Annotated in this window: 19 protein-coding genes; 9 read left to right on the top strand and 10 right to left on the bottom strand. The window is 64.0% G+C overall.

Annotation, left to right across the window (positions count from 1 at the left end):
- Positions 1-41: 41 nt before the first annotated feature.
- Positions 42-1,817 carry a proteasome ATPase gene (gene arc, locus M0639_RS14915; RefSeq protein ID WP_003944870.1) on the bottom strand — a complete coding sequence of 592 codons (1,776 nt, stop codon included), beginning with the start codon at positions 1,815-1,817 and terminating at the stop codon, positions 42-44.
- Positions 1,818-2,012: 195 nt separating this feature from the next.
- Here arc and M0639_RS14920 point away from each other — a divergent pair, with 195 nt between their 5' ends.
- A complete protein-coding gene (locus M0639_RS14920) occupies positions 2,013-2,537 on the top strand; it encodes a WKL family lipoprotein (RefSeq protein WP_003944789.1) in 525 nt (174 codons plus the stop codon).
- Between the two features lie 64 nt (positions 2,538-2,601).
- Here the strand turns inward: M0639_RS14920 and M0639_RS14925 are convergent, their stop codons facing one another.
- On the bottom strand, positions 2,602-3,525 hold the full coding sequence (locus M0639_RS14925) for a tRNA (adenine-N1)-methyltransferase (protein WP_007729892.1): 924 nt from the start codon (positions 3,523-3,525) through the stop codon (positions 2,602-2,604).
- 138 nt (positions 3,526-3,663) lie between these two features.
- Between M0639_RS14925 and M0639_RS14930 the strand changes: the two genes are divergently transcribed.
- Together M0639_RS14930 and M0639_RS14935 are read left to right on the top strand one after the other, a co-directional pair.
- Complete coding sequence (locus tag M0639_RS14930; protein ID WP_370852750.1) at positions 3,664-4,554, top strand: RecB family exonuclease; 891 nt, start codon at positions 3,664-3,666, stop codon at positions 4,552-4,554.
- A 1-nt stretch (position 4,555) separates the two neighbouring features.
- Positions 4,556-5,365, top strand: a complete 810-nt coding sequence (locus M0639_RS14935; protein WP_003944950.1) for a thioesterase family protein — start codon at positions 4,556-4,558, stop codon at positions 5,363-5,365.
- A 46-nt stretch (positions 5,366-5,411) separates the two neighbouring features.
- On the opposite strand, the gene hisG is transcribed toward M0639_RS14935, so the two are convergent.
- From hisG to metH, 6 genes are all read right to left on the bottom strand, one after another.
- Complete coding sequence (gene hisG / locus M0639_RS14940) at positions 5,412-6,263, bottom strand: ATP phosphoribosyltransferase (RefSeq protein WP_003944905.1); 852 nt, start codon at positions 6,261-6,263, stop codon at positions 5,412-5,414.
- A gap of 97 nt (positions 6,264-6,360) precedes the next feature.
- Complete coding sequence (locus tag M0639_RS14945) at positions 6,361-6,624, bottom strand: phosphoribosyl-ATP diphosphatase (RefSeq protein ID WP_003944933.1); 264 nt, start codon at positions 6,622-6,624, stop codon at positions 6,361-6,363.
- A 59-nt stretch (positions 6,625-6,683) separates the two neighbouring features.
- The gene (locus tag M0639_RS14950) at positions 6,684-7,544 is read right to left on the bottom strand and encodes a pseudouridine synthase (RefSeq protein ID WP_047270562.1); all 861 of its coding nucleotides are present in this window, start codon (positions 7,542-7,544) and stop codon (positions 6,684-6,686) included.
- Between the two features lie 57 nt (positions 7,545-7,601).
- Positions 7,602-8,462, bottom strand: a complete 861-nt coding sequence (gene trhO / locus M0639_RS14955; RefSeq protein WP_042450983.1) for an oxygen-dependent tRNA uridine(34) hydroxylase TrhO — start codon at positions 8,460-8,462, stop codon at positions 7,602-7,604.
- A 12-nt stretch (positions 8,463-8,474) separates the two neighbouring features.
- On the bottom strand, positions 8,475-9,173 hold the full coding sequence (locus M0639_RS14960; protein ID WP_007729900.1) for an HAD family hydrolase: 699 nt from the start codon (positions 9,171-9,173) through the stop codon (positions 8,475-8,477).
- Positions 9,166-12,735, bottom strand: coding sequence for a methionine synthase (gene metH, locus M0639_RS14965; protein ID WP_047270513.1), 3,570 nt, complete (start codon positions 12,733-12,735; stop codon positions 9,166-9,168). The genes M0639_RS14960 and metH overlap by 8 nt, the downstream gene beginning before the upstream one ends.
- A gap of 168 nt (positions 12,736-12,903) precedes the next feature.
- Here metH and M0639_RS14970 point away from each other — a divergent pair, with 168 nt between their 5' ends.
- From M0639_RS14970 to M0639_RS14995, 6 genes are all read left to right on the top strand, one after another.
- On the top strand, positions 12,904-13,758 hold the full coding sequence (locus tag M0639_RS14970) for a PAC2 family protein (RefSeq protein ID WP_223257810.1): 855 nt from the start codon (positions 12,904-12,906) through the stop codon (positions 13,756-13,758).
- Positions 13,755-14,915 carry an MFS transporter gene (locus M0639_RS14975; RefSeq protein WP_064074327.1) on the top strand — a complete coding sequence of 387 codons (1,161 nt, stop codon included), beginning with the start codon at positions 13,755-13,757 and terminating at the stop codon, positions 14,913-14,915. Before M0639_RS14970 ends, M0639_RS14975 begins: the two co-directional genes overlap by 4 nt.
- Positions 14,916-15,061: 146 nt before the next feature.
- Positions 15,062-16,147 (top strand): helix-turn-helix domain-containing protein, encoded by a 1,086-nt coding sequence (locus M0639_RS14980; protein ID WP_019748530.1) that lies wholly within the window; start codon positions 15,062-15,064, stop codon positions 16,145-16,147.
- A gap of 33 nt (positions 16,148-16,180) precedes the next feature.
- Positions 16,181-17,686: a TIGR02677 family protein gene (locus M0639_RS14985; RefSeq protein ID WP_064074328.1), complete on the top strand. Its 1,506-nt coding sequence runs from the start codon at positions 16,181-16,183 to the stop codon at positions 17,684-17,686.
- Positions 17,683-19,125, top strand: coding sequence for a TIGR02678 family protein (locus tag M0639_RS14990; RefSeq protein ID WP_042450991.1), 1,443 nt, complete (start codon positions 17,683-17,685; stop codon positions 19,123-19,125). The genes M0639_RS14985 and M0639_RS14990 overlap by 4 nt, the downstream gene beginning before the upstream one ends.
- On the top strand, positions 19,122-23,297 hold the full coding sequence (locus tag M0639_RS14995; protein WP_064074329.1) for a TIGR02680 family protein: 4,176 nt from the start codon (positions 19,122-19,124) through the stop codon (positions 23,295-23,297). Before M0639_RS14990 ends, M0639_RS14995 begins: the two co-directional genes overlap by 4 nt.
- A gap of 57 nt (positions 23,298-23,354) precedes the next feature.
- On the opposite strand, the gene mshC is transcribed toward M0639_RS14995, so the two are convergent.
- Entirely contained in the window at positions 23,355-24,596 is a 1,242-nt protein-coding gene (mshC, locus tag M0639_RS15000; protein WP_003946190.1) for a cysteine--1-D-myo-inosityl 2-amino-2-deoxy-alpha-D-glucopyranoside ligase, read from the bottom strand.
- 10 nt (positions 24,597-24,606) lie between these two features.
- A complete protein-coding gene (locus M0639_RS15005; RefSeq protein ID WP_225320402.1) occupies positions 24,607-26,697 on the bottom strand; it encodes an MMPL family transporter in 2,091 nt (696 codons plus the stop codon).
- Positions 26,698-26,784 lie beyond the last annotated feature (87 nt).

The raw sequence follows: 26,784 nt of genomic DNA on the forward strand, positions 1-26,784 counted from the left end.
CGACTCTCGCGGAGTGGCCGGCCCGATCGGTGTTGGTTTCGCTACAGGTACTGGCCCGTGTTCGACTCTGTGTCGATCGCGCGGCTGGCACTGGCGTTCTTGCCGGTGACGAGAGTGCGGATGTAGACGATCCGCTCACCCTTCTTGCCCGAAATACGTGCCCAGTCATCAGGATTGGTGGTGTTGGGCAGATCCTCGTTCTCGGCGAACTCGTCGACGATGGAATCGAAGAGGTGCTGCACACGCAAGCCCGGAGCACCGGTGTCGAGCACAGACTTGATCGCGTACTTCTTGGCGCGGTCGACGATGTTCTGGATCATCGCACCCGAGTTGAAGTCCTTGAAGAACAGAACTTCCTTGTCGCCGTTGGCGTAGGTGACCTCGAGAAAACGATTCTCTTCGCTCTCCGCGTACATGCGATCGACGACGCGAACGATCATCGCCTTCAAGCAGGCGGTGCGATCGCCACCGAACTCGGCGAGGTCGTCCGCATTGATCGGCAGACCGTCCACCAGGTACTTCGAGAAGATGTCCTGAGCGGATTCCGCGTCGGGGCGCTCGATCTTGATCTTCACGTCCAGTCGGCCCGGACGCAGGATGGCCGGGTCGATCATGTCCTCACGGTTGGAAGCGCCGATGACGATGACGTTCTCGAGCCCTTCCACACCGTCGATCTCGCTGAGCAGCTGCGGAACGACCGTTGTCTCCACGTCGGAAGAGACTCCCGAACCACGGGTACGGAAGATCGAGTCCATCTCGTCGAAGAAGACGATCACCGGAGTGCCCTCGGACGCCTTCTCACGAGCACGCTGGAAGATCATCCGGATGTGACGCTCGGTTTCGCCGACGAACTTGTTCAGAAGTTCCGGGCCCTTGATGTTCAGGAAGTAGGACTTGGCGTCCTTGCTGTCCTGACCGCGGGCTTCGGCGATCTTCTTGGCCAACGAGTTGGCGACGGCCTTGGCGATGAGCGTCTTGCCGCAACCAGGCGGACCGTAGAGCAGTACACCCTTCGGCGGCCTCAGCGAGTACTCGTGGAACAGATCCTTGTGGAGGAACGGGAGTTCGACGGCATCACGGATCTGTTCGATCTGACGCCCGAGACCACCGATGTCGTCGTAGTGAACGTCCGGAACTTCCTCGAGAACCAGATCTTCGACCTCGGCCTTCGGGATGCGCTCGAAGGCGTACCCGGCCTTGGTGTCGACGAGCAACGAGTCACCCGGACGCAGTTTCCTGGTCGGAGAATCGGCGTCGTACGCGATGATGTCGGCTTCGGGGTCGGCGAAGACGGCCGCCAACGGCGCTGCGAGCCAGACGATGCGCTCTTCGTCGGCATGGCCGACCACCAGTGCGCGCAAGCCGTCGTCGAGTACCTCACGGAGCGTGCTGATCTCACCGACCTGCTCGTAGGTGCCGGCCTCGACGATGGTGAGTGCCTCGTTGAGGCGAACCGTCTGCCCGAGGGCGAGGGTGTCCGTGTCGATGTTCGGTGAGCACGTCAACCGCATCTTGCGACCCGACGTGAACACGTCGACGGTCTTGTCCTCGTGTACCGAGAGAAGGACTCCGTAACCGCTCGGCGGTTGACCGAGTCTGTCGACTTCTTCACGAAGCGCGATGAGCTGCTGACGGGCCTCTTTGAGGGTGTCCATCAACTTGCTGTTTCGGATGGACAACGAGTCCACCTTCGACTCCAGCTCACGCACCTGCTCCGGCGATTGTGCAAGTTGTCGGCGCAGTACTTGTGCTTCCACTCGTAGCGCGTGGAGTTCTTCTGCTGCCGCAACCGAATCCGGGTTCTCTGTCGAGCTCATGTGCGTCTCCTCCCAGTGCGATCCATCAACGCTACCGGCATAAGGCCCCAACTGTCGCCAGACACGGTGCGGGAGTGCGAATTCACACCTGCGCGCGGACCGTGCCGACTGGTCTCGAGCCAGAATTTGGTCATGTTAGCCTTGCCTACAAGATGGAGACAGCGCCTGTCTCTCTTTACAACGAAAGGTAACGCTGTGATCATCCGCAAGACTCTCATCAGCGCTTGTGCTGTCGCTGCCGTCCTGACCATGGGTGCATGCAGCTCGGACGACAACAAGGATTCGACGGCTGCAAGTTCGACTTCCGCCGCCGCCTCGAGCACCACGGCCAAGGCCTCGGCTTCCGCCACGACGTCAGCTGCCGCTGCCGCAGCGGCTCCGACGGCCGAGGAGCTCAACGCTTCGCTCGTCGCTCTGATCGATCCGGCCAAGCCGATCGAGGAGAAGACCGCTCTGGTGGTCGACGGAACCAAGCGTCAGGCCAACATCGAGACGATGAGTGCTGCGCTGGGCGGTAACCCTGCCTACGCGATCACGTTCAACGTGGACAACGTCAAGGTCGACGGTCAGACCGCAACCGCAGACGTCGCCGTCGTCAGCCCGCACGGCGCCGCCCCGGCCACCCCGTGGACCTGGGAGCTCGAAGACGGCTCCTGGAAGCTGTCCGACACCTCGGCTTGCGTGCTCCTGGAAATGGGCCGCGCTTCCTGCACCGCATAACTTCCAGCTACGACAAGAGCGGCGATCCGGATACCGGATCGCCGCTCTTGTTGTTTTCGTGTGACTACTTGGCCGCGGTGTTCGAGCCCTTGCCCGCACGCCGCTGCGGCTTCGGGGTGACAGTTCCTTCGGCGAGACGACGAGCGCTCACGAGGAACGCGGTGTGGCCTTGCATCCGATGTTCGGGGCGCACCGCCAATCCGACGACGTGCCAACCGCGCACGATCGATTCCCACGAGCGTGGCTCGGTCCAGCATTCCTGCTCGCGCATCGCCTCGACGACCTTCGAGAGCTGAGTAACGGTCGCGACGTAGACGATCAACACGCCGCCCGGCACGAGTGCCTTCGAGACGGCGGGCAGGACGTCCCACGGGGCCAGCATGTCGAGGACGACGCGATCGACCTTGCCTCCGTGCGCTTCCGGATCGAACTCGGCGAGATCGGCGATGGTCAGTTCCCAGTTCGGCGGACGTTCCCCGAAGAAGGTCTCGACGTTGCGAACCGCATGTTCGGCATGATCGTCGCGGACCTCGTAGGAGATGACCTTGCCCTCGGGTCCGACGGCACGCAGCAGCGAACATGTCAGTGCGCCGGAGCCGGCTCCGGCCTCGAGCACGCGTGCTCCTGGGAACACGTCGCCTTCGTGGACGATCTGAGCTGCGTCCTTCGGGTAGATGACCTGGGCACCGCGCGGCATGGACAGCACGTAGTCCACCAGCAGGGGGCGCAGTGCGAGATAGGGCGTGCCGTTGACCGACTTGACGACGCTGCCCTCGTCGGCACCGATCAGATCGTTGTGAACGATTCCGCCCTTGTGGGTGTGGTATTCGCGGTTCGCCTCGAGAACGATCGTGTAGTGGCGTCCCTTGCCGTCGGTCAGCTGTACTCGGTCGCCGACGCGGAACGGACCTGACGGCCGCTTGCCCGGCGCAGTGAGATCAGCTTCTGGAAGCTCTTGTTCGGGAATCTCGGCGACAGCGGACTGCACAACCTCATCCACTTCGGTCGTGCCTTCTTCTGGTTGCAGCTCGTTCGCCATGCGCAGATGATCCCTGTTCGCTTGTTTCCGGTGTCCTCGCCACCGGCTCCGACGGAGTTGTCGGACCAACCGCATAGCCTGCCAGGTGTGAGCTCTGTCGAATTGCCAACCCCCACTCCAACGGGTGCAACATCACACGAGCGCCCGCGTAGTCGGCCGGCGCTCTCTCCGTCTCGGGCGGGTGACTACAAACAATGCCCCCTGCTCTATCGCTTCCGAGCAGTCGACAGAATTCCGGAAACGCCAACCAGAGCCCAGGTCAGAGGCACCGTCGTACACGCGGCACTGGAAGCACTGTTTGCACTCCCGACCGGTCACCGGGTTCCCGATCGCGCAGCCGAACTCGTCCGTCCCGCGTGGGAACGTGTCAGTGCCGAGTCTCCCGAGGCCGCTGACCTTGTTCCGGAGGGCGAGCTGGATTCGTTCCTCGACGAAGTCGGCAAGCTCGTCGCGACGTACTACACGCTCGAAGATCCCACTCGATTCGATGCCGAGGCGTGCGAGGTCTACGTCGAGACCGAATTGGAGAACGGCGTTCGACTCCGCGGCTTCGTCGACCGGATAGACGTTGCACCGACGGGTGAGGTGCGGGTGGTCGACTACAAGACCGGAAAAGCGCCTCGCGAGTTCACCGAATCCAAGGCGCTCTTCCAGATGAAGTTCTACGCGCTCGTACTGCTGCGCACTCGCGGAATCGTTCCCGCACAACTGCGCCTGATCTATCTGGCCTCCGGCTCGATTCTCACGTACGCCCCGGATCACGACGAGCTCATCCGATTCGAGCGAACCCTCTCCGCCATCTGGAAAGCGATCCTCGCGGCAGGTGCGACCGGAGACTTCAGACCCAAGCCTGGCAAACTGTGCGACTGGTGCGATCACAAGTCACTGTGCCCCTCGTTCGGCGGAACACCTCCGCCGTATCCAGGTTGGCCGGACCTACTGAGCACCGAACCTGTTGCCGCAAAGGAGAATTCATAACATGACGGACAGTTCGTACTACCGCTACCTCGGAACGACGGAGGAAGGGCACGAGCGGTTCGCGAGCACGCAGGCAACTGTCAGCATCTGGGGCCCGACACTGCAGCACGGCGCTCCCCCGTCGGCGCTGTTGGTACGAGCCCTCGAGCGGTGCGGTGCGCGCGACGAAACCCGTCTGACGCGCGTCGTCGTCGAGATTCTCGGACCGATTCCGATTGCCGACCTCGAAGTCCGGTCCTGGATCGAACGACCCGGTCGCCGAATCGAATTGATCGTCGCCGAACTGTGGGCAACCACCGCCGACGGATCTGCACGCGCGGTTGCGCGCGGTACGGCGTGGCGGATGGAGACGGTGGATACCGGCGACGTCGTCCACGTAGTCGATCCCCCGCTCGAACCCCGCGACAGCGGCACCCCGGGCGTTCTCGAGGGTCTGTGGAGCGTCGGCTATCTCAAGACCCTCGACTGGTCCTGGATTGCTCCGATCGGGTGCGTGGGAACCGGGAAGGTATGGGCGCGCCCCAAGCCAGAGCTGGTCGAGGGTGAGAAGATGTCTGCTCTCGAGCGTTTGTTCGCGGTGGCCGACATCTCAAACGGGGTCGGCGCCAAGCTCGACCCGGAGCACTGGACGTTCCTCAACACAGATCTCACGGTGCATATCTTCCGTGTGCCCGAGGGAGAGTGGGTCGGTGTCGCCGCCGAAACCACAACGGGTCCGGACGGCGTCGGCATGTGTGCGGGCGTGCTCTACGACGAGCAGGGTGCGGTGGGCCGTATCGCCCAGACTTTGCAGATTCGCGCCCGTTCCTGATTTCCAGGAACGGGCGCGAATGCGCGTAAATCTATTCAGGCAGTGATCAGAAAGCGCGTACCGAGCGGATGTTCGACGCGAGGATGGCCTTGGCACCGAGTTCGGCCAAGGCATCCATCACCTGGTTGTGTCCCTTGATCGGGACCATCGCGCGAACCGCGACCCAGTCGGGATCGGCCAACGGCGAGAGCGTCGGCGACTCCATACCCGGAGTCATCTTGATGGCGTCGTCGAGGATGGTGCGCGGGCAGTCGTAGTCGATCATCAGATTCTGCTGCGCGAAGACAATTCCGCGTACGCGTTCGATGAGCTGGTTGCGTGCGGGATCGTCCTGCGGAGCGCCGGTGCGCTCGATCAGGACACCTTCGGAATCGCAGAGCGATTCACCGAAAGCCACGAGGTTGTGTTGGCGGAGAGTACGGCCCGACCCGACCACGTCGGCGATCGCGTCGGCGACGCCGAGCTGAATCGAGATTTCCACTGCTCCGTCGAGACGGATGACGGTGGCGTCGAGTCCGCGATCTGTGAGGTCCTTACGGACCAGGTTCGGGTACGACGTTGCAATGCGCAGGCCGGACAGATCCTCGACGGCCCAGTCCTTGCCGGCCGGTGCTGCGTAACGGAACGACGAACGGCCGAAGCCCAGTGACAGACGCTCGGATACGGGAGCACCCGAGTCGCCGGCGAGATCACGACCGGTGATGCCGAGATCCAGCTCACCGGAGCCGACGTAGATCGCAATGTCCTTGGGGCGCAAGAAGAAGAACTCGACCTGATTGGCCGGATCGAGGACTGTCAGATCACGGGAATCGGTGCGTCGACGGTAACCGGCCTCGCTGAGAATCTCGGCGGCGGACTCGGACAGTGAGCCTTTGTTGGGAACTGCTACGCGCAGCATGGTGGATGTCCTTTCGGAAGGTGTGGGTGACGTGAGACGACATGAATCGGAAGCCCTGGACGAGCGAGACGGAGTACATCTCGCTGGTCAGCTCCGATCACAGATGTCGGTACACGTCCTCGAGGGTCAGTCCGCGACCGACCATCAACACCTGCGTCCAGTACAGCAGCTGGGAAATTTCCTCGGCTAGCTGCTCATCGCTCTGGTATTCCGCAGCGATCCACACTTCACCGGCTTCCTCGATGACCTTTTTGCCCTGAGCATGCACACCGGCGTCGAGGGCGGCGACAGTGCCGGACCCCTCGGGGCGAGTAGCAGCGCGCTCGGTCAATTCGGCGAACAAGGATTCGAAGGTCTTCACGGGTAGCTATTCTTTCACGAGGACGGAAGCGGTTTTCACACGCCCACGAACAGCGGTGTTCACAGGCCTGCGTCGAGGCTGCGCGAACTCACGAACCTGCGGGTCTGCCCGGTGATCGGATCCGGGTACTCCAACGCTCGCGCCAACAATCGCAACGGAGTCGAGAAGTCACCGGGCACTGCGGGCAGATACTCCGGATAGTAGTTGTCACCGACGATCGGGACGCCCAGCGAGTTGAGGTGCAGCCGAAGCTGATGGGTCCGGCCGGTCCGTGGGAGCAACCTGTATCGCCCGAGCGTCCGGCCGGCCGAGTCGGTGATCACCTCGATCAGTTCGATCGAGGTCTCACTGTTCGGCTCGCCCGCGATTTCGGTAGCCGTCATCTCGCCGTGAACTTTGTTGATGCGGCTGCGCACCGTGCGAGGGAAAGTCAGTTCCGGATCGAAGCCCGCAATCGCCTCGTACTCCTTGACGATCCGCTGCTCGGCAAAAAGTTCCTGGTACGGCCGTCGTAGGTCCGGTGTCACGGTGAACACGATGACACCCGCCGTCATCCGGTCGAGGCGGTGAACTGGCGCAAGATCCGGAAGGTCCAGGTCACGACGCAGGCGCACGACTGCGCTTTCGACGATGTGCGCACCCCGTGGAATGGTCGCCAGGAAGTGCGGTTTGTCGATCACGAGAATCGAGTCGTCGCGGTACAAGATCTCGATCTCGTGCGGAACCGGAATCTCGGGGGCCGGCTCGCGGTAGAAGTACACGAACCGGGTCGGCTGATAGGGCGTTCGGCTCGTGATCTTCCGCCCGTGCTCGTCGACGACGTCCCCGGCGCTGACGAGGTCCGCCCACAGGTCCCGCTCCCCGGGATGCTCGCCGACCAGGTGCTCGAGGACGGTCCGCGCCGACGACTCCGCCGGCATCCGCAGCCGGTCAGGTCCGAGACCGTTTCGGATCGGCAACGGAGCCTTGGGCACAGCTCAGTCCTGCTCGAGGTCTGGTGAACAACTCTCGCAGAGCAATTCGAGGGTTCGGCCGTCGCCGTCGATCCGGTTGCGGTACCGCGGGGTCGGAGTACCACAATCGACACACACGCCGAGTGTCTTGGCTTCGGATGAGAACTCGATGTTCATCCGCTTGTCGAACACGTACAGGGAACCGTCCCAGAGGCCGCGGTCGCCGAAAGTCTCGCCGTAACGGACGATTCCGCCGTCCAACTGATAGACCTCGTCGAAGCCACGTGAGCGCATCAGCGAAGACAACACCTCACAGCGCACTCCGCCGGTGCAGTACGTGACCACGGCTTTGCCCTTGAGATGGTCGTATTTGCCACTGTCGAGTTCGTTGACGAAATCCCGAGTGGTGGCGACGTCCGGAACTATCGCATCTCGGAAACGGCCGATCTCGGCTTCGAAGGCATTGCGCCCGTCGAAGAACACGACGTCGTCACCGCGAGTGTCGACGAGTTCGTGTAGTTCCTTGGGCACCAGGTGAACTCCTCCGCCGACCACACCGTTCTCGTCGACTTTCAGCTCGTCGGGGGCACCGAACGTCACGATCTCCGAGCGTGCCTTGACACTCAGACGAGGGAAATCGTTCCCGAGGCCGTCCGACCACTTGATGTCAGCGGTACGGAAGGGTTCGTAACCACGCGTACCACGGACATATCGCTTGACATCCTCGATGTCTCCGCCGACCGTCGCGTTGATCCCGTGCGGCGAGACGATGATCCGGCCCGTCAGGTTGTTGGACTCGGCCAGGCTGTGCTGCCACAGCTTGATCGCTTCCGGGTCCGCCAACGGCGTGAACTGGTAGAAGAGAACAATTTTCGGAATAGCCACAGCAAATCCAGCCTAACGTGCCGCGCTCGAGTGAACGTCGTGAAGATCGTGAATGGACAAGTCCAACAGGGACTCTCGAAACACGCGTCCAGGGCCGGCGGGGACGTCGACCTCACACGGAACGACGAGCACCGCGCAACCCGCAGCGCTGGCCGACGCCGTGCCGGTCGGCGAGTCCTCGATCGCGAGGCACTGCGCCGGCTCGAGTCCGAGCAGATGCGCGCCGCGCAGGTACGGATCCGCTGCCGGTTTCCCGTTGGGGACCTCGTCGCCACACACCGAATGGTCGAAGAACTCACGGCCGAGCATGCCGAGTGCCCGATCGACCAGAACTCGCTCGGTGTTGGTGACCAGTGCAGAACGCAGACCACCGTCACGCACGGTCGACAGTGCGTCGCGAGCACCCGGCCGCCAGGTCACGCCGTCCTCGAAAAGATCGCCGACGCGGGTGTACATCCAGTCCTTCGCCTCGGCGATGGCATCGGGATGCTTCTCCAGGCCGAGAGCGTCGAACACCGTCGCAAGGGCGAAGGGGCTCGACGCACCGATGACGGCAACGCGTGTCGCTTCCGTCATCGGTCCGCCCAGGCGTAGGGACAGCTCACGAAGCGCGATGTCCCACAGCTTCTCCGAATCGAGCAGGGTGCCGTCCATGTCCCACAGGACACCACCGAGCGTTGATTCGGATACTTCGGTCAACAACTCAGACATTGAAATACTTTGCTTCCGGGTGGTGCAGGACAAAAGCGTCCGTGGACTGCTCGGGATGCAGCTGCAGCTCCTCGGACAATTCGACGCCGATTCGTTCGGGTTCGAGCAACGCAACCAACTTGGCTCGATCCTCGAGATCCGGGCACGCGCCGTATCCGAACGAATAACGAGCGCCGCGGTACTCGAGATCGAAGTAACCGGCAACCTCGGTGGGATCCTGCTCCGCGACGGTGTGACCCTCGGGAAGCACTAGCTCTTCACGGACGCGTCGATGCCAGTACTCGGCCAGAGACTCCGTGAGCTGGACACCGATTCCGTGAACCTCGAGGTAATCGCGGTACGAGTTCGATGCGAACAACTCGTTGGCGAAGTCCGCGATCGGCTGACCCATCGTCACCAACTGGAACGGGAGTACGTCGACCTGCCCGGTGGCCTCGGCGTCCTTGCGCGAGCGAACGAAGTCCGCGATGCACAGGAAGCGGTCGCGGTGCTGGCGCGGGTAGGTGAATCGGAACCTTTCGGGTGCATCCGGTTTCGGCTCGGTGAGCACGATGACGTCGTCGCCCTCCGAGATCGCCGGGAAGTACCCGTACACGACCGCGGCATGCGCGAGGATGCCCTCGGACGTCAGCCGATCGAGCCAGTACCGAAGTCGCGGACGGCCTTCCGACTCGACCAGTTCCTCGTACGTCGGACCATCGCCCTTGCGCTGACCGCGAAGGCCCCACTGGCCGAGGAAAAGAGCGCGCTCGTCGAGCAGCCCCGAGTACTCGGACAGCGAGATTCCCTTGACGATGCGCGAGCCCCAGAAGGGAGGTGTCGGCACCGCGATGTCGGTTGCGACATCGGAACGCTCCGGCAGGACCACGGGAACCGCTGCAGCCTTACGCTTTTCGGCGATGCGCTTGGAACGCTCGTGACGTGCCTTACGCTCGGCAGCCTTCTCGCGAGCAGCGATGGCCTCCGGGCTGTCCGGCGCCGGGCCGCCACCACGCTTGGTCGTCATGATCTGGTCCATCAAGTTCAGACCCTCGAAGGCGTCGCGGGCATAGCTGACGTCGCCCTCGTACACCTCCTGCAGGTCGTTCTCGACGTAGGAGCGCGTGAGCGCCGCACCACCGAGCAGAACCGGGAACTTCTCGGCGACTCCGCGTGCGTTGAGTTCCTGGAGGTTTTCCTTCATCACGACAGTGGACTTCACGAGCAGTCCGGACATGCCGATCACGTCGGCTTTCTTGTCCAACGCGACGTCGAGGATGGTCGCGATCGGCTGCTTGATACCGATGTTGACGACCTCGTAGCCGTTGTTGCTCAAGATGATGTCGACCAGGTTCTTGCCGATGTCGTGAACGTCGCCCTTGACGGTCGCGATCACGATGCGACCCTTGCCGTCCTCGTCGCTCGCTTCCATGTGCGGTTCGAGGAATGCCACGGCAGCCTTCATGACCTCGGCCGACTGCAACACGAACGGCAACTGCATCTGTCCGGAGCCGAACAGCTCGCCGACGGTCTTCATGCCCGAGAGCAAGGTCTCGTTGATGATGGCCAGCGGAGGCTTGATCGTCATCGCCTCGGTGAGGTCGTCGTCGAGGCCGTTGCGCTCGCCGTCGACGATGCGGCGTTCGAGCCGGTCGAACAACGGAAGTCCCGCCAGTTCCTGCGCACGGGACTCGCGCGCCGACGCAGCCGAGACACCCTCGAACAGAGCCATCAGCTTCTGCAGCGGGTCGTACCCCTCGCTACGACGGTCGTAGACGAGGTCGAGTGCGGTTTCACGCTGCTCGTCAGGAATTCGGGCCATCGGCAGAATCTTGGACGCATGAACGATCGCCGTGTCCAGACCTGCCTCGGTGCACTCGTGCAGGAACACCGAGTTGAGGACCTGCCGTGCGGCCGGGTTCAAACCGAACGAGATGTTCGAGATACCTAGGGTGAAGTGCAGTTCCGGGTACGCAGCCTTGAGCTGACGGATCGCTTCGATGGTCTCGATGCCGTCGCGTCGTACCTCTTCCTGACCGGTCGAGATGGGGAAGGTCAAGGCGTCGACGATGATGTCGGACTCGGCGAGTCCCCAGTTTCCCTTGATGTCCTCGATCAGACGCTTGGCGATGGCGACCTTCGTCTCGGCGGTGCGAGCCTGGCCCTCTTCGTCGATGGTCAGGGCGACGACCGCCGCGCCGTGCTCCTTGACCAGAGTCATGATCTTGTGGAAACGCGATTCGGGGCCGGCGCCGTCTTCGTAGTTGACGGAGTTGACGGCGCAGCGGCCACCGAGGTGCTCGAGGCCGGCCTGCAGCACGGCAGGCTCGGTGGAGTCGAGCATGATCGGCAGCGTCGAGGACGTCGCCAGGCGGCTGGCAAGTTCCGACATGTCGGCGGCACCGTCGCGGCCCACGTAGTCGACGTTGAGGTCGAGCATGTGTGCGCCGTCGCGGGTCTGATCCTTGGCGATGTCCAGGCACTTCTGGTAGTCCGCGGAGAGCATCGCCTCGCGGAAAGCCTTGGAGCCGTTGGAGTTCGTGCGTTCGCCGATCATCAGGATGCTGGCGTCCTGCTCGAACGGCACCGCCGAGTACAGCGAAGAGGTGCTCGGCTCGTGGATCGGCGTGCGCTGGGCCTTCTCGACCTGACGAACCGCGTCGGCGACCGCGCTGATGTGCTCGGGCGTCGTACCGCAGCAGCCACCGACGAGGCCGAGTCCGAACTCGGAGACGAAACCACTGAGGGCTTCGGCCAATTCGTCGGCAGTCAGCGGATACTCGGCACCCTTGGGGCCGAGCTGCGGCAGGCCGGCATTGGGCATGACCGACACCGGCAGCGTGGAGTACTTGGACAGATGACGGAGATGTTCACTCATCTCGGCCGGCCCGGTGGCACAGTTCAGACCGATCATGTCGATACCGAGTGGCTCGAGTGCCGTCAGCGCCGCACCGATCTCACTGCCCAGGAGCATCGTTCCGGTTGTCTCGACCGTCACGTGCGTGATGATCGGCAACCGCAGTCCGAGTTGCTCCATCGCACGCTGGCTGCCGAGGATTGCAGCTTTCACCTGAAGCAGGTCCTGGCAGGTTTCGACGAGGATGGCGTCGGCGCCACCGTCGATCATGCCGAGCGCAGCTTCGGTGTACGCGTCACGCAGGACTGCGTACGGTGCGTGTCCCAGGCTGGGGAGCTTGGTTCCCGGTCCCATCGAGCCGAGTACGAATCGGGCCATGCCGTCGCGGCCTGGTCCCATCTCGTCCGCTACTTCACGGGCGAGAGCAGTGCCTTTTTCCGCGAGTTCGCGGATCCGGTGAGAGATGTCGTAGTCGGCGAGGTTGGGCAGGTTGCAACCGAAGGTGTTGGTCTCGACGGCATCGGCACCAGCGGCGAAGTACGCACGGTGGATGTCTTTGAGCACGTCGGGACGGGTGTCGTTGAGGATCTCATTGCACCCCTCGAGGCCGAGGAAGTCGTCCAGGGTGAGGTCCGCGGCCTGCAACATGGTGCCCATCGCTCCGTCGCCGATGACAACGCGCTGTTTCAGCGCATCAAGCAGGGCAGAGTTAAATGGGGCAGACATGCCGTCCAGAGTAGTGGGCGCACCGACAAGCTCTGGCCGTAGGCTGGGTGGGTGAGTCCAAGTGAGTTCCCCGTCACTCCCGACGGCCCGGTCGATTTCGATGATTCCGCGGCCTTCGAGAGCCCTGACGGCTTTGCCGTCGACAGCAGCGACCGCCTCGAGGGCGACATCCCTGTCCTACGTGATCCCATCCTCGTTGCAGCTTTCGAGGGCTGGAACGACGCCGGTGACGCAGCCAGCGGTGCGGTCGAACATCTCGAGCTGATCTGGGATGCCCAGCCGCTCGCCGAACTCGATTCAGAGGACTACTACGACTATCAGGTCAACCGCCCCACAGTCCGGCAGGTCGACGGTGTCACTCGCGAAATCGTTTGGCCGGCAACACGTTTGTCGGTCTGTTCGCCTCCTGGCAGCGAGAGCGACATCGTCCTGCTTCGCGGGATCGAGCCCAACATGCGGTGGCGCAGTTTCTGCGAGGATCTGCTCGAGCTGATCGACCAACTGAACGTCAAGACGGTCGTCATCCTCGGCGCCCTGCTCGCCGATACTCCGCACACCCGACCGGTCCCGGTGACGGGCACGGCCTACAGCAGTGAATCCGCCGCCCGATTCAACCTGGAACAGACGCGGTACGAAGGCCCGACGGGCATCACCGGGGTTCTTCAGGACGAGTGCGTTCGTGCTGGTGTACCCGCTATTTCGTTCTGGGCGGCGGTTCCGCACTACGTCTCGCAGCCACCCAACCCGAAGGCCACAGTGGCCCTCCTTCAACGAGTCGAGGATGTTCTCGACATCGAGGTCCCACTCGGGGAGCTCCCGGCTCAGTCGGAGGATTGGGAGGAAGCGGTCAACGAAATGACCGCGGACGATGAGGAAATCGGCGAATACGTGCGCACCCTGGAAGAACGGGGAGACGCCGAGACCGACATCAGCGAAGCAATCTCCAAGATCGACGGCGATGCCATCGCCGCGGAATTCGAGCGCTACCTCAGACGGCGAGGCCCCGGCAGCTTCGGACTGTGAGCAAGAACACTCCAGAAGAAGGCGGAAGTACACAGCGCCCACTGCGCCTCCGGCTTCAGCTGATCGCGCTGTACGCCGGCGGGTTCCTCGGCCCGTTCGGCGGCGGCGTGGTTGCTTCGATCCTTCCCGAGATCGGTGACGATCTAGGGGTCGGTCCGTCGGCGGCCGCCTCTTCCCTCACCGCGTACCTGCTCCCCTTCGCCGCTCTGATGTTGGTGTCGGGGACACTCGGGACGCGGTGGGGCAAGGTTCGGACGGTGCGCATCGCTTACGGCGTCTACGTCCTCGCGTCGTTGGCATGCTTCCTCGCCCCGACACTCGAGATCTTCCTTGCCGCCCGGGTACTGCAGGGCTCCGCGAACGCATTCACCACGCCGCTACTGCTTGCCTCGTTGGCGGCCGCAACACCGCAGGCACGGCTGGGTCGAGCCCTCGGAGCCTTCGGCGCTTTCCAGGCCGCAGGGCAGTCGTCGGCTCCGTTGATCGGCGGACTGGCGGCCGAATTCGACTGGCGTCTGGCCTTTCTCGTCATCGCAGTGGTCGCGGGCATTCTGGGAGCCGTCGGACTTCCGAAGTCCGAAGCACCGGCAGCGACCACTCCCGCCCGTCTCCGCGATGCATTACGCCCCGAAGTGCTCCGCATCGGTATCGCTGCATTGCTCGGCTGGGGCGCCCTCGGTGGACTGAGCTTCCTGCTCGCCTTCCGCTTCGAAGACGAGTTCGGGCTGTCCCCCACCGTCCGCGGCCTACTGCTCACCGTCTTCGGCGTGGCCGGCATCCTCTCGGCCCGGCGCATCGGAATCCTCATCGATCGCATCGGCGCACGCTCCTCCGTGATGATCGGCGCCCTGGGCGGAGCAGTTCTGGTCTCCGTCGTCGGCCTTGCCGGCTTGGTGCCGGTGATCGCGATCGCATGGTTTGTCGCAGGCGTCGCGAGCCAGTTCGTGCTGGTCGGCGTCAACGCGGCGGTCCTCGGATCCGCGGGGCCGAACCGTGGCGGCGCCGTGTCCGTCGTCCAAGCGATGCGCTTCGGCGGCGCCGCTCTTGCTCCCCTGGCCCTGACACCGATTTACGACTCTTCGCCTGCCGCGAGCTTCCCGATCCCCGCACTACTGCTCGCCGTCGTCGCTCCCCTGATCATGCCGAAGCAACGCTGATCGGTCTCGGCAATTTCGAATTTGAAGTTGTGGAGGTAGTGAGTTTCTCGGCGAAAGCGACCACCGTTGTCGCGAGGCTGTCAGGGCGAACATTATTCGGAAAATCCTATGTTTCCGTCGTTGACAGATATTGATACCATTGGAACATGAGCGAATCTGAGTCGGAACCGGAACGGCCGATCGACATTTTTCGGCGATCGGTTGCCGTCATCGAAGAAAATTTGCCTCCTACCTGGTCTTTGTCGACACAGCGCTCCCCCGACCTGTCCGAGGCGCCACTCCGACTCGACCTCCGCTCCCCTGACGGCGCGGTGGCCAAATTCGGCGTCTACGCCGCTCACGGTGTCCTGAGCAGCGACGTTCCCGGTATCGCCGATCGCTTCCCCACCGGTCAACCCGGCTTCGTGTGCGCAAAATATCTGTCCGAGCCGGTCCGCCGGCAGCTCGATTCCCACGCGATCTCGTACGCAGACGCCACGGGCAACGTGTCGTTGACCGCTGATCGACCCGCCGTCTGGGTGCGTGGACGCGGAGCCGACGCCGATCCGTGGCGGGGGCCCGGACGTCCTTCCGGACAGCTGACGGGTGATCCGTCAGCTCGCGTCGTGCGTGCGCTTGCCGATTTCGCGGCGCCACTGGCGATCACTGCCTTGGTGCGCCTGGCCGGTGCATCGACGGGAGCAACCTACCGGGTGGTTCAGACACTGTCGGATCGCGAACTGGTCACCCGGCTCCCCCGCGGTGGGATCGGTGACGTCCGCTGGCCGAAGATGCTTCGTGAATGGGCGGCTGAGGCCGGGGCCAAAGCGCCGACGCCTCACGGCTTTCACGCGCCGGACGGGTTGGAAGCACTCTTCGATCAACTGCGTCAGCTCAGCGGTCACATCTACGCCGGTACCGCCTCGGTGGCCGCCGCACCCTTTGCTCGGTACGCGCCCACTCGACGTGCCCACTTCCATGCCGACAACGTCGATCAGTTCGCCGACGCTCTCGGACTACGGCGGGTGGAATCCGGCGGTGACGTGTGGATCACCGCTCCCCTCTCACCGTCTGCCTTCGACCGATTGCTCACCCGCGACGGCATCCGCATCGTCGCCCCCAGCCAAGCGTTCGCCGATCTGCTGGTCGGCCCGGACTCCGACGAGGCGGCGGCCGAGCACCTGCTCACATGGATGATCGAGAACGAATCGCAGTGGCGACGCGCCGCATCCCCTGCTACGGATCGCCCGTAGGAAAAAGAGGGGGCGTCTCTCGCCTACCCTGTCATGGTGGAAGAAACGAGTGCGCCCGATTACGCCGCGTACGCCGACACCAATCGACTGAAGCTGTTTTCGTTCACGATCGCGGAAAAACGGGCCGAGTACCTCTGGGTACTTCGTGCCTTCGACCATGCTCGCGCCAACTACACCGTCCTGCTGCATGCCGGAGCCGTCGCGCACATCCTCGAGAAGATCGGTGGATCGGATCCGGCGGCCGATCTGTCGGCAGCAGAGGTCACTCCCCTGTTGGATCAGCTCCACGTGTGGGAGATCCTCGAGCGCAGCTACGACGGCACCCGCGCGGCCACGCTGGCCGAGTACCGCAATCGCCACTTCGTCTACCAGTTCGGTCAGGCCGGATACCAGGTCTATCGATCAGTCGAAGACGTTCTCGCCGCACGCCTGGACTCGGCGTCGCTCTCGCGTCTCGCTCTGCCGGACCTGCTCGCAGACATGTCCGAACTCGCCGAGGCCAACCGACGCTCCGACGGCGATCTGATCTTCCGCAAGCTCAAGCGCCTCGACTCGACACTCTCCGACATGGCTGATCGAGCCGCGCACTTCTATCTGACCCTCGGGGACCTCGTACGGACCACGGAGATCACTCCGCAGGCTTTCCTCACGCACAAGGACGCTCTGCTCACGCACATGCGGGAGTTCAGCTCCGATCTGGCTCGCTACGCCCCCAAGCTCAAGGAAGCGATCGAGCACGTCGAATCCACCGGGGTCGATCGCATGATCCGCCTCGCCGCCGCCAGTGACGAACGGGTGTTCGTCCCGATCACCGAACGCGAAGACGACTGGGCTGCGCGCTGGCGAGGATTGACCGCCTGGTTCGTCTCTGCGGAATCGGGAATCAGCGAGTCCGAACGCCTGCGTGAGGGCACGATGAGCGCGATCGCCGCGGTTCTCGCGCTCCTTCGCCGCGTCACGGAAACCCGTCGCGGCGGTGTCAGCCGTGAGAGCCAGCTCCGGCACCTCGCCGGCTGGTTCGCCGCCACGCCGTCCGAAGACGCAGCTCATGCTCTGTTCCAGGCAGTGTTCGACCTCGGCCGTCCACGCCACCTCTCGATGGTGCATCCGGACGCCGACATCATTTCTCACTCACGTTCGTGGTGGGAGGCACCGCCGGTCGAGATCGCGCGAACACTCGCCGAAACCGGCCGCCCGCCCTCACCCGGCTTGCCGAGCAAAGTCGCCCGCAACGACGGCAGCATCCGCCGCCTGCGCGAAGAGCAGTTGGCGGCGCAACGTACGCGCAGTGCCGCGGCGCAATCCCTCGCGTCGAACGGTGTTTATCAGCGCGAACTCAACGAGCAGGAGACCGAAGTTTTGCTGAGTCTGCTCAATGCAGCACTGACCGCGCGTGTTCCGGTGGTGGGACGCGTCAAGAGTTCCACCGGTAGTGAGAACGGGGTGAAGCTGACGCTCAGTCCCTCGGACGGTTCGACCACCATCAAGACCGCCCGCGGGCGTATGCACCTCGACGGCATCGAGGTCAGTGTTCGATGAGAGCTCGCGAGATCACGCCCCTTGCCCTCGACTCGTATCAACGCGCGGCGCGAGTGATCCTGTCCAACCACCTGATCACCTCGACGTACCCGGATCGAATTGCGTTGCCGCTCTTGCGCCGTTGGGCCACCGAGCTGCGTGACGACCTACTCGAACTGTTCGGCTACCGCCTCGAGGTGACGGAGACCACCGCGCGCCTGTTCACGGTGTCGGATCGACTCAACCCGTCGGCACCGGCCCGAACTGCCTCCGAGCGAACCTTCGATCGCACGCGTTACGCCTACCTGGCATTGTGCCTGGCCGCGTTGGGCCGCGCCGGGAACCAGATCACGTTGTCGGAGTTGGCGGATCACGTCGCGGCCGATGCTGCACAAGTCGACGGCGTCGAACTCTCCACCGATCGTGCGTCCGACCGCGACGCCTTCGTCGACGCAGTGGGCTGGCTCGGAGTCAGAGGCGCCATCGCCCTCGCCGACGGTGACGCAAACGGCTGGGCGTCCAATCCCGAAGCGGGAGAAGCACTCTACGACATCGACCGTTCCGTCGTCGTAGCGCTGTTCCGTCCACCGCGCGCCCTGCAGCACCTTCACTCCATCCGCGGACTCCTGGCCGCCGAGACCTCGAGCGCCTCCGAGGACGACGGAATTCCCGTGGACGCGAAAGAGATCGGACGCCGAGTACGTCGGGCACTCGTCGAGCGCCCGGTCGTACTGGCCGGTGAACTCGATCAGCACGAATTGATCGCGTTGGCGCAGCCCAAGACCGCGTCGGAAGTCGAACTACTGACGGGGTTGGTGGCCGAGCGCCGCGCCGAGGGAATCGCGATGATCGATCCCACCGGCCGACTCTCCGACGTCCGCTTCCCGAGCACCGGAACGATCGCTCAGGTGGCACTTCTCCTGGCCGGCGAGATTGCCGACCGCGTACTCGACGTCGACGCTCCCGAACTGCCGAAACTTCCGATCCCGCACGTGTCGGACGATCACCTGATCGAACAACTCGATGCCGCCATCCCCGAGGCTGGAATCTTCGAGGACCTCGCCGACGAGGAAGAAGAATTCCCGCTTCCTGCCGGCGAACCGACCGAGCCACCGGAACCCGTCACGTACCCGAAAATCGACGACGACTGGCTCGCCGACAAGGTCACCGAGTTGGTGGACCAGTTCGGGCGAACCTTCGCGGCGCAGTGGCAGGCCGATCACAACGGACTGCGCAAGCAGGCGCTCGGGTTGTTGCAGCGTCTACGCCTGACGCATGCGGTCGACGGCGGCGTACTGGTGTTGCCCGTCCTTGCCCGGTACCGCGATGTCGTGGTCTCCGTGCGCGAACGCGATCCTCAGATCGACTTCGCGGTGGACAACTCCGCACCGGATCCGGTCGACGAATTCGGCCCCGAACCTTCCCCCAACGGCGAACTATCAGAGGTAGAGAACGTATGAGCAACGCCCGCTTCCGACCTACTCGGGCTGGAATCATCAACCTCTGGGATTACCGAGACCAAGAGTTCTCGTTCGCCGACGGTCGACTGGTTCTGCGGGGACCCAACGGATCCGGCAAGACCAAGGCCCTCGAGGTCCTGTTCCCGTTCGTCTTCGACGGCCGCATCGAACCGCGGCGCCTCAACCCGTTCGCCGGTGAAGAGCGCACGATGAAGTCCAACCTGCTCTACCGGGGCCAGGACAGCGCGCACTCCTACGTGTGGATGGAGTTCTGCCGCGGCTCCCTCGAAGATCCCGAGTCGGTGACCGTGGGAATCGGAATGCGGGCAACCCGAACCAACGACAAGGTCACCCGCTGGTACTTCGTCGCCGACGGCCGCGTCGGAGTCGACTTCTCGCTGATCGGCAACGACGATCGTCCTCTCACCAAGAAGCAGTTGGCCGAACAACTCGGCAGCGATTCCATCACCGACCGTCCCCTCGACTACCGCACAGCCATCGACGCGCGAATGTTCGGTCTCGGAGTGCAGCGCTACGACCAGCTGATCAATCTCATTCTCACGCTTCGCCGTCCCCAGCTCGCGAAGAACCTCGACCCGAAGGGCCTTTCGCAGGCACTCACCGACGGTCTCCGTCCACTCGACGATCAGTTGGTCCTCGAAGCTGCGCGTTCGTTCAGCGACATGGAGGAAGTCGGCCGCGCGCTCGAGGGGCTCGCGGCCGCCGATCAGGCAGCCCAGAGTTTCATCGGGGTCTACACCAAGTACCTGCGTCAGCAGTCTCGCGGAGAGATCGAACAGGTCAGCACCCGCCTCGCAGCGGTCACCAGAGGTGTTGCCGCCATGGACGAGTCGTCGCTCGCCCAGACCCGCAGCCGTGAGGCGCGGGCAGCAGCCGAGGAGCGCTTCAACCAGGCCGAGCAGGCGCTCGAGAACGCGCGCGCCAATGTCGAAGCACTGCAACGCTCGAGCGCGTACGAAGGCAAACAGCAACTCGACGACCTCGCCCAGGCCGTCGCGACGCTCAAGCTCTCGACCGAGCAGCAGGCAGACAAGTCCCGGAAAGCGCAGGCCGCACTCGCACAACGCGGCGACGAAGCCGACAAGGCTGCGTCGTCGGTCAAGCGTGCGGCCGAAGCACTCTCGCGCGCCGAGGACGAACTTCAGGCAGCAGCCGAGGACGCCGGCATCGTCTGGACTCCCCTGCCCGACGGCTCACGCAGTGACCAGATCACGGCAGCCGTCCGTGGCCATGCCGAGGAGCGTGACGGTGACGTACGCGTCGTCCGCACCGCACTGGCGACCGTCGAGAAGGCGGCGACCGAACGAACCCGGGCCGAAAACAGCTCTCGCCGTGGACAAGAGCTGCTCGAAGCGTCCAAGGCCGCGGTACTCGAGGGCGAAGCTGCCGTGGAACTCGCACGCAGTCAGTGCGCCGGCGGGCTGCGCGCGTGGTGGACCGATCACTCCTCCCTGTTTTCGGCTGTCGGCGCCGACACGTCGCTGTTCGAAGCTCTCGACGCGGCGCTCGCCGAGGTCGGCGACGAAGACGCTCCGGCGCTGTCCGCAGTTCTCGCCGAGCACACCGAGGCCGGCACCGAGACGCTGCGCGAGCGTCGACGTGAGGCCGAAGCTGAAATATCTGCATCACACGCCTCCATCGCGGCTCTCAAATCCGAGCGCAAGGCCGTCTCCGCGGAACACGACGACGCTCCGCCTGCCTTCCACGCACGCTCCGACAACCGCAGTGAACTGGGTGGTGCACCGCTATGGCAGTTGGTGCGCTTCGCCGATTCCGTCGAACCAGACGTGGCCACGGGAATCGAATCCGCACTCCAAGCGGCAAATCTGCTCGACGGCTGGGTCTGCCCGGACGAGAAGATTCCCGAGCACGTCAGCGAGCAGTTCCTGACGGCTCTGACCGTCAAGCAGCGTCCGAAGGGACGAACGCTGGCCGACGTCCTCGAGGTCGAAGGCAATGCCGACGTACCCGACGCTCGGGTACAGGACATTCTCGCGTCGATCAGTCTCGTCGAGGCGCCGGGCGACTCCGACGCAAGCGTCGCGATCGGCGTCGACGGCCGCTTCTGGCAGGGCGTCGCGCGTGGTCGGCACGTCAAGGCCGATGCCGAGTACATCGGCACCACAGCACGGGCGCGTCGACGCGAAGCTCGGATCGCCGAGATCGACGCGGCTCTGGAAGAACTTGCCGCGGCAGTCGATACGGCCAAGGCACTGGTGGCGCAGACCAACGAGCAACTGAGCCGAATCAACTCTGCGGCAAAGGAATTGCCGAAGACAGGTTCGATCCTGCGCGCACTCAAGACGGTCACCGAATCTGCCGGCGCACTCCGTACTCGCTCGGAGGCCACGGAAACGGCACAACGCGAACTCGATGCGGCGATCGCTGATCTCGCGGCGAAGGAAAAGCAACTCCGAGCGACGGCGTCGCAGCACCGGACCCCGCATATCGGCCGTGAACTCGACTCCCTCGCGGCGGCGATCCGTCATTTCGAGAAGCAGGGGGAACTGGCGCTGCGCTGCCGACGGGAGCATGCCAAGGAAGTCGAACTCGAACGCGAGTCTCGCGACCGTCTCGACGAATCACGCGCCAATGCGGAGGAATTCGCCGAGGAAGCCGCCATCGCCGAGGAGAGTCTGCTCCAGCAGGTGCAGCGTCTCGAGACGCTGCGCGACACCCTCGGTGCCAGCGCCGAGCAGATCGACCTGGACCTGGCAAAAGCCCGCGCGAAGATCGAAGAATGCAAGGTCGAACAGCGTGCGGCGCGAAAGGCGTACGACGCTGCCGTCCTCCAGATCGGCACGGCGGAGGGTGCGTACAACACCGCTGTCGAGACTCTTCGGCACACCCTGACCGAAACCCGCAGTGATGCAGAGCGACTCGCACCCTATGCTCGCCCCGACTTGCTGGAATTGTTGGGCGTCAAGGATCACCTGAGCTGGCCGGCCAGTTCAGCGGCGTGGATGAGCCCCGATCAGTTGGTCTACCGCATCCAGAACGAAGATCGCAGCGAGGACGCGGCCCACCCGCCTGTCCTCCCCGAAGACGTCGACAAGTTGTACCGAGCGCTCGAGGCTGCGACCTCGGCAGTCCGAGTCACCGACGGCGCCCGAAAGGCAACCCGCACGGCACTGACCTCGGCGCTGCAGGACTTCGACGCGCAACTCGCAGCGGCCGGACAGGACTACCGTCTGCAGTGGGATGCACCGGATGGGCTGACCGTCGTACGAGTCCAGGACGATCAGGGCTATTCGTCGATCGGCGAGTTCGCAACGCGGATCCACGACGCTCGCGGCGATCAGGAGCAGTTGCTCACCGAATCCGAGCGTCGCATTCTCGAAGATGCCCTGTTGACGGGATTGGCTCAGCAGATCCACGAGCGCACGGTCGACGCACGCGAGTTGATCGCACAGATGGGCACCGAGATGCGTGAGCGTCGGATGTCCTCAGGCAATACCATCGGCGTTCACTGGGTGCTCGCCGACAACCTCGACGACAGCTCGCGGGCGATCTCCAAGCTGCTGGATCGAGACGCGTCGGCCCTCGGCGTCGATGAACTGGCAACTCTGCGAGCACATTTCGCGACGCAGATCCGTACTGCCCGCGCGGCGCACCCCGAACGCTCGTACCCGGAGATTCTGTCCTCGGCGCTCGACTACCGTCAATGGCGCGTGTTCTCGTTCACCCTCATCAGCGGTGAGGGCAAGGAAGACCGTCTTACCGTCGCGCGGCACAGCGCGCTGTCCGGTGGCGAGCAGTCCGTCTCGCTGCACCTTCCTTTGTTCGCCGCGGCGCACGTCATGTTGGACTCGGCCGACCCGCACGCCCCGCGTCTGCTGGCACTCGACGAGGCCTTCGCCGGTGTCGACGACAACGGTCGCAGCGAGCTTCTCGGCTTGAGCGTTCAGTTCGACCTGGACCTCTTCATGACCGGCTACGACCTGTGGATCACATACGCAGACGTCCCCGGCTGTGCGCACTACGACCTCGCGCACTCCACGGCCGAACAGGCTGTCAGCGCCGCGCTGCTGGTCTGGTCGAACGGTGAGCTGCTTGCCGAGCACGACGGAACGGATCTGGCGAGGGCATTGGGCTCGCCGCTACGGCGCCGGGTGCCGACACCCGCCGAAGGTGCGTTGGACTACGCCTAGAAACTGCTGTGCGCCTTTATTAACCGCGGGCGGTTAATAAAGGCGCACAGCAGGGGTTCAGCGAAGCGAAATACCCAGTAGGGCGTCAACGGCATCGGCGAACTCGCCGGGTGCCTGCGTGTCGGATCCGCCGCCCTCGATGGCGCGGCGGGCCCAACCGTCGAGCGCGTCGAGCGCCTTCGGGGTGTCGAGATCGTCGGCCAGGTGCTGACGCAAACGCGCAACAGTGTCGGTGGCAGACGGCGCAGAACCGAGAGCCGCGGCCTCGCGCCACACCTTCAGGCGCGACTGAGCATCCGCGAGGACCTGATCAGTCCACGCGCGATCCTGGCGGTAGTGGCCGGACAGCAGTCCGAGACGGATTGCCGCTGGGTCCACCCCCTCACCGCGCAGCTTGGAGACGAAGACCAGGTTTCCGCGACTCTTCGACATCTTCTCGCCGTCGAGACCGATCATGCCGGTGTGCACGTAGTGCCGCGCGAAACGGCGATCACCCGTTGCCGATTCGGCATGCGCCGCCGAGAACTCGTGGTGCGGGAAGATCAGATCGCTGCCACCGCCCTGGACGTCGAAGCCGGAGCCGATGCGGTTGAGTGCAATGGCCGCGCATTCGATGTGCCAGCCGGGGCGACCCGGCCCGAAGGGTGAGGGCCACGAGGGCTCGCCCGGACGCTCCGCACGCCAGACAAGTGCGTCGAGCGGATTGCGCTTTCCGACGCGATCGGGATCTCCGCCGCGTTCGGCAAAGAACTTCTCCATCGTCGCGCGGTCGTAGCCCGACTCGTAGCCGAACTGCTCGGTCGCGTCGGCACGGAAGTAGACGTCGGGGAACTCCGCGTCGTCGACTATGTACGCGGCGCCGGACGCCACGAACTTCTCCACCAACTCCACTACTTCGTTCACCGATTCGACGGCGCCGATGTAGTCCTTCGGCGGAAGCACACGCAGCGCTTCCATGTCCTCTCGGAAGAGTGCCGTCTCACGCATGCCGAGGACGATCCAGTCCTCGCCGTCGCGATTGGCTCGCTCGAACAGCGGGTCGTCCACGTCGGTCACGTTCTGGACGTAGTGGACATCGTGTCCGGCGTCGCGCCAGATTCGGTTCACGAGGTCGAACGTGAGGTACGTGGCCGCGTGGCCGAGGTGGGTGGCGTCGTACGGGGTGATGCCGCAGACGTACATCGTCGCCTTCTCGCCCGGGGTGACGGGGCGAACCTGACGGTCGGCTGTGTCGTACAGCCGCAACGGCGGCCCCTGACCGGGAACGGACGGGAGTGCGGTATCGGACCAAGACTGCATGCTGCCGAGCCTAGTGGAGACTGCTCTGAGGCTGGGAAGGTGCTGGCTGATCCTGCTCTGGTTCGGGCGTCGACGCGAGCTTGCTCGGCCACCAGATCTTCTGACCGATGTCGTAGGTCAAGGCCGGGACCAGCAAGGATCGGACGATCAGAGCGTCGAGCAGGACACCGAACGCCACGATGAACGCGATCTGGGCGAGGAACAACAGCGGGATCACCGCCAACGCCGAGAAGGTTGCTGCCAGAACAACTCCGGCAGATGTGATCACCCCGCCGGTCACCGTGAGTCCCCGCAGAGCGCCCGCCCTGGTGCCGATCTTCAGCGCTTCCTCACGCACCCTCGTCATGAGGAAGATGTTGTAGTCGATTCCCAGAGCCACGAGGAACACGAACGCAAAGAGCGGGACCACCGGATCCGCGCCGGGGAAACCGAAGATGTGGTCGAACACCAGCGACGAAATGCCCAGTGTCGCAGCAAACGAGAGCACAACGGTGCCCATGAGAAGCAGCGGTGCGAGAAGCGAACGCAGCAAGAGCGAGAGAATCACGAACACCACGATGATCACCACGGGAATGATGAGTGTCCGGTCCCGTGTCGAGGTGGTCTTCGTGTCGAGGTCGGTCGCAGTGACGCCACCGACCAATGCGTCGGCGCCCTCCACTGAGTGAACTGCATCACGCAGTCGCACGATGGTGTCTTCGGCCTCGAGCGAGTCGGCAGCGTCAGTCAACGTCGCCTGCAGGGAGACTCGCCCGTCGACAACCAGAGGCGCTCCCCCGTTCTGCACGACGCTTACGTCGCTGACACCCTCCACGCGACTGGCTGCCGCAACGGCATCCACTTGGTCTGCATTCGCGATGACCACGGCCGGTGAACCCGAACCCGCGTCGAAGTGCTCGCCGAGAATCTCCTGGCCTGCAACCGAATCGACATCGAGCAAGAAGATGTCGGACGACGAGACACCGCTGGCTTTGAACTGCGGCATCATCATCGCGAAGATCACCAGCACCAGCGTCGACGCCACCCAGAAGCGGCGCGGATGCCTACCGATTCGAGCAGCGAGCCCGGCCCAGAACCGGTGATCGTTCGCCTCGTCGTGGTGCTCGCGGTCGGCATCGAACTTCGGCTTGGTCGGCCAGTACGCCGTCCTCCCGAACAGAACCAGGACAGCAGGTAGGAAGGTCATCGATGCGAGGAAGGACGCGGCGATACCGATGGCGGCCACCGGACCGAGTCCGCGGTTCGAGTTCAGGTCGGAGAGCAACAGGCACAGAACGCCCGCGATGACCGTTCCTGCAGACGCTGCGACAGGTTCGAGCGTCGCGCGCCACGCAGTGCGCATTGCTGCGTACTTGTCCTTCTCGATCCGCAATTCTTCCCGGTAGCGAGAGACCAGCAGTAGCGCGTAGTCGGTGGCGGCACCGAACACGAGGATGAACAGGATGCCCTGGCTCTGACCGTTCAGTGCGATGACGTCCGCGTCCGCGAGCAGATACACGAGCAAGCTCGACAATCCGAGTGCGAAGATCGCCGAGAAGATCACCACGAACGGCAGGATCGGGCTTCGGTAAACGATGATCAGGATCACGATCACGACGGATCCGGCTACCAACAACAGCAATCCGTCGATACCGGCGAATGCTGCCGACAGATCCGCAACCTGCCCAGCGGGGCCGGTGACCTTGACTGTCAGTCCGTCAGGGCTCGACTCCAGCGCCGCGCGCAGCGCTTTCACGCTGTCCTTGACTTCGAGGGTGCTGTCGACAGGCAGGAACATCTGGAGTGCCTGGCCGTCGGCCGACGGGATCGGCGGCGATGAGGCGTCGCCGAATCCTTCGGTACCGACAAACGAATCGACGGTCTGGGAAAGGAAGGTGGAGTCGGCGGGCTCGAGGCCACCCGGTCGTTCCGCCACGATGATGGCCGGCACGAAGCGCGTGTCCGTGAAGCTCTCTTGAAGCTTTGCCACCTCGGTCGCTTCGGCCGACGCGGGCAGGAACGACGTGTTGTCGTTCTGCTGCACCGTGCTGAGCTTTCCGGCGAACGGACCGCCGAATCCTCCGATTGCCAGCCAGCCGATCACGAGGAGAGCTGGCACAATCCATCGAAGGCGACGAACAGGACGATTTTGTACTGGTGTGCTCACTGGGTCTCCAGGGATCGGCAGCAGAGGACTTGCCGACTATTT

The organism is Rhodococcus qingshengii JCM 15477 (assembly GCF_023221595.1).
GTDB lineage: Bacteria > Actinomycetota > Actinomycetes > Mycobacteriales > Mycobacteriaceae > Rhodococcus_F > Rhodococcus_F qingshengii.

Bases quoted from the DNA above. Each gene is read 5' to 3' on its own strand.
- arc (WP_003944870.1), bottom strand. From the start codon at position 1,817: ATGAGCTCGACAGAGAACCCGGATTCGGTTGCGGCAGCAGAAGAACTC.
- M0639_RS14935 (WP_003944950.1), top strand. From the start codon at position 4,556: ATGACGGACAGTTCGTACTACCGCTACCTCGGAACGACGGAGGAAGGG.
- hisG (WP_003944905.1), bottom strand. From the start codon at position 6,263: ATGCTGCGCGTAGCAGTTCCCAACAAAGGCTCACTGTCCGAGTCCGCC.
- M0639_RS14950 (WP_047270562.1), bottom strand. From the start codon at position 7,544: ATGCCGGCGGAGTCGTCGGCGCGGACCGTCCTCGAGCACCTGGTCGGC.
- M0639_RS14960 (WP_007729900.1), bottom strand. From the start codon at position 9,173: ATGTCTGAGTTGTTGACCGAAGTATCCGAATCAACGCTCGGTGGTGTC.
- metH (WP_047270513.1), bottom strand. From the start codon at position 12,735: ATGTCTGCCCCATTTAACTCTGCCCTGCTTGATGCGCTGAAACAGCGC.
- M0639_RS14980 (WP_019748530.1), top strand. From the start codon at position 15,062: ATGAGCGAATCTGAGTCGGAACCGGAACGGCCGATCGACATTTTTCGG.
- M0639_RS14985 (WP_064074328.1), top strand. From the start codon at position 16,181: ATGGTGGAAGAAACGAGTGCGCCCGATTACGCCGCGTACGCCGACACC.
- M0639_RS14990 (WP_042450991.1), top strand. From the start codon at position 17,683: ATGAGAGCTCGCGAGATCACGCCCCTTGCCCTCGACTCGTATCAACGC.
- M0639_RS14995 (WP_064074329.1), top strand. From the start codon at position 19,122: ATGAGCAACGCCCGCTTCCGACCTACTCGGGCTGGAATCATCAACCTC.
- mshC (WP_003946190.1), bottom strand. From the start codon at position 24,596: ATGCAGTCTTGGTCCGATACCGCACTCCCGTCCGTTCCCGGTCAGGGG.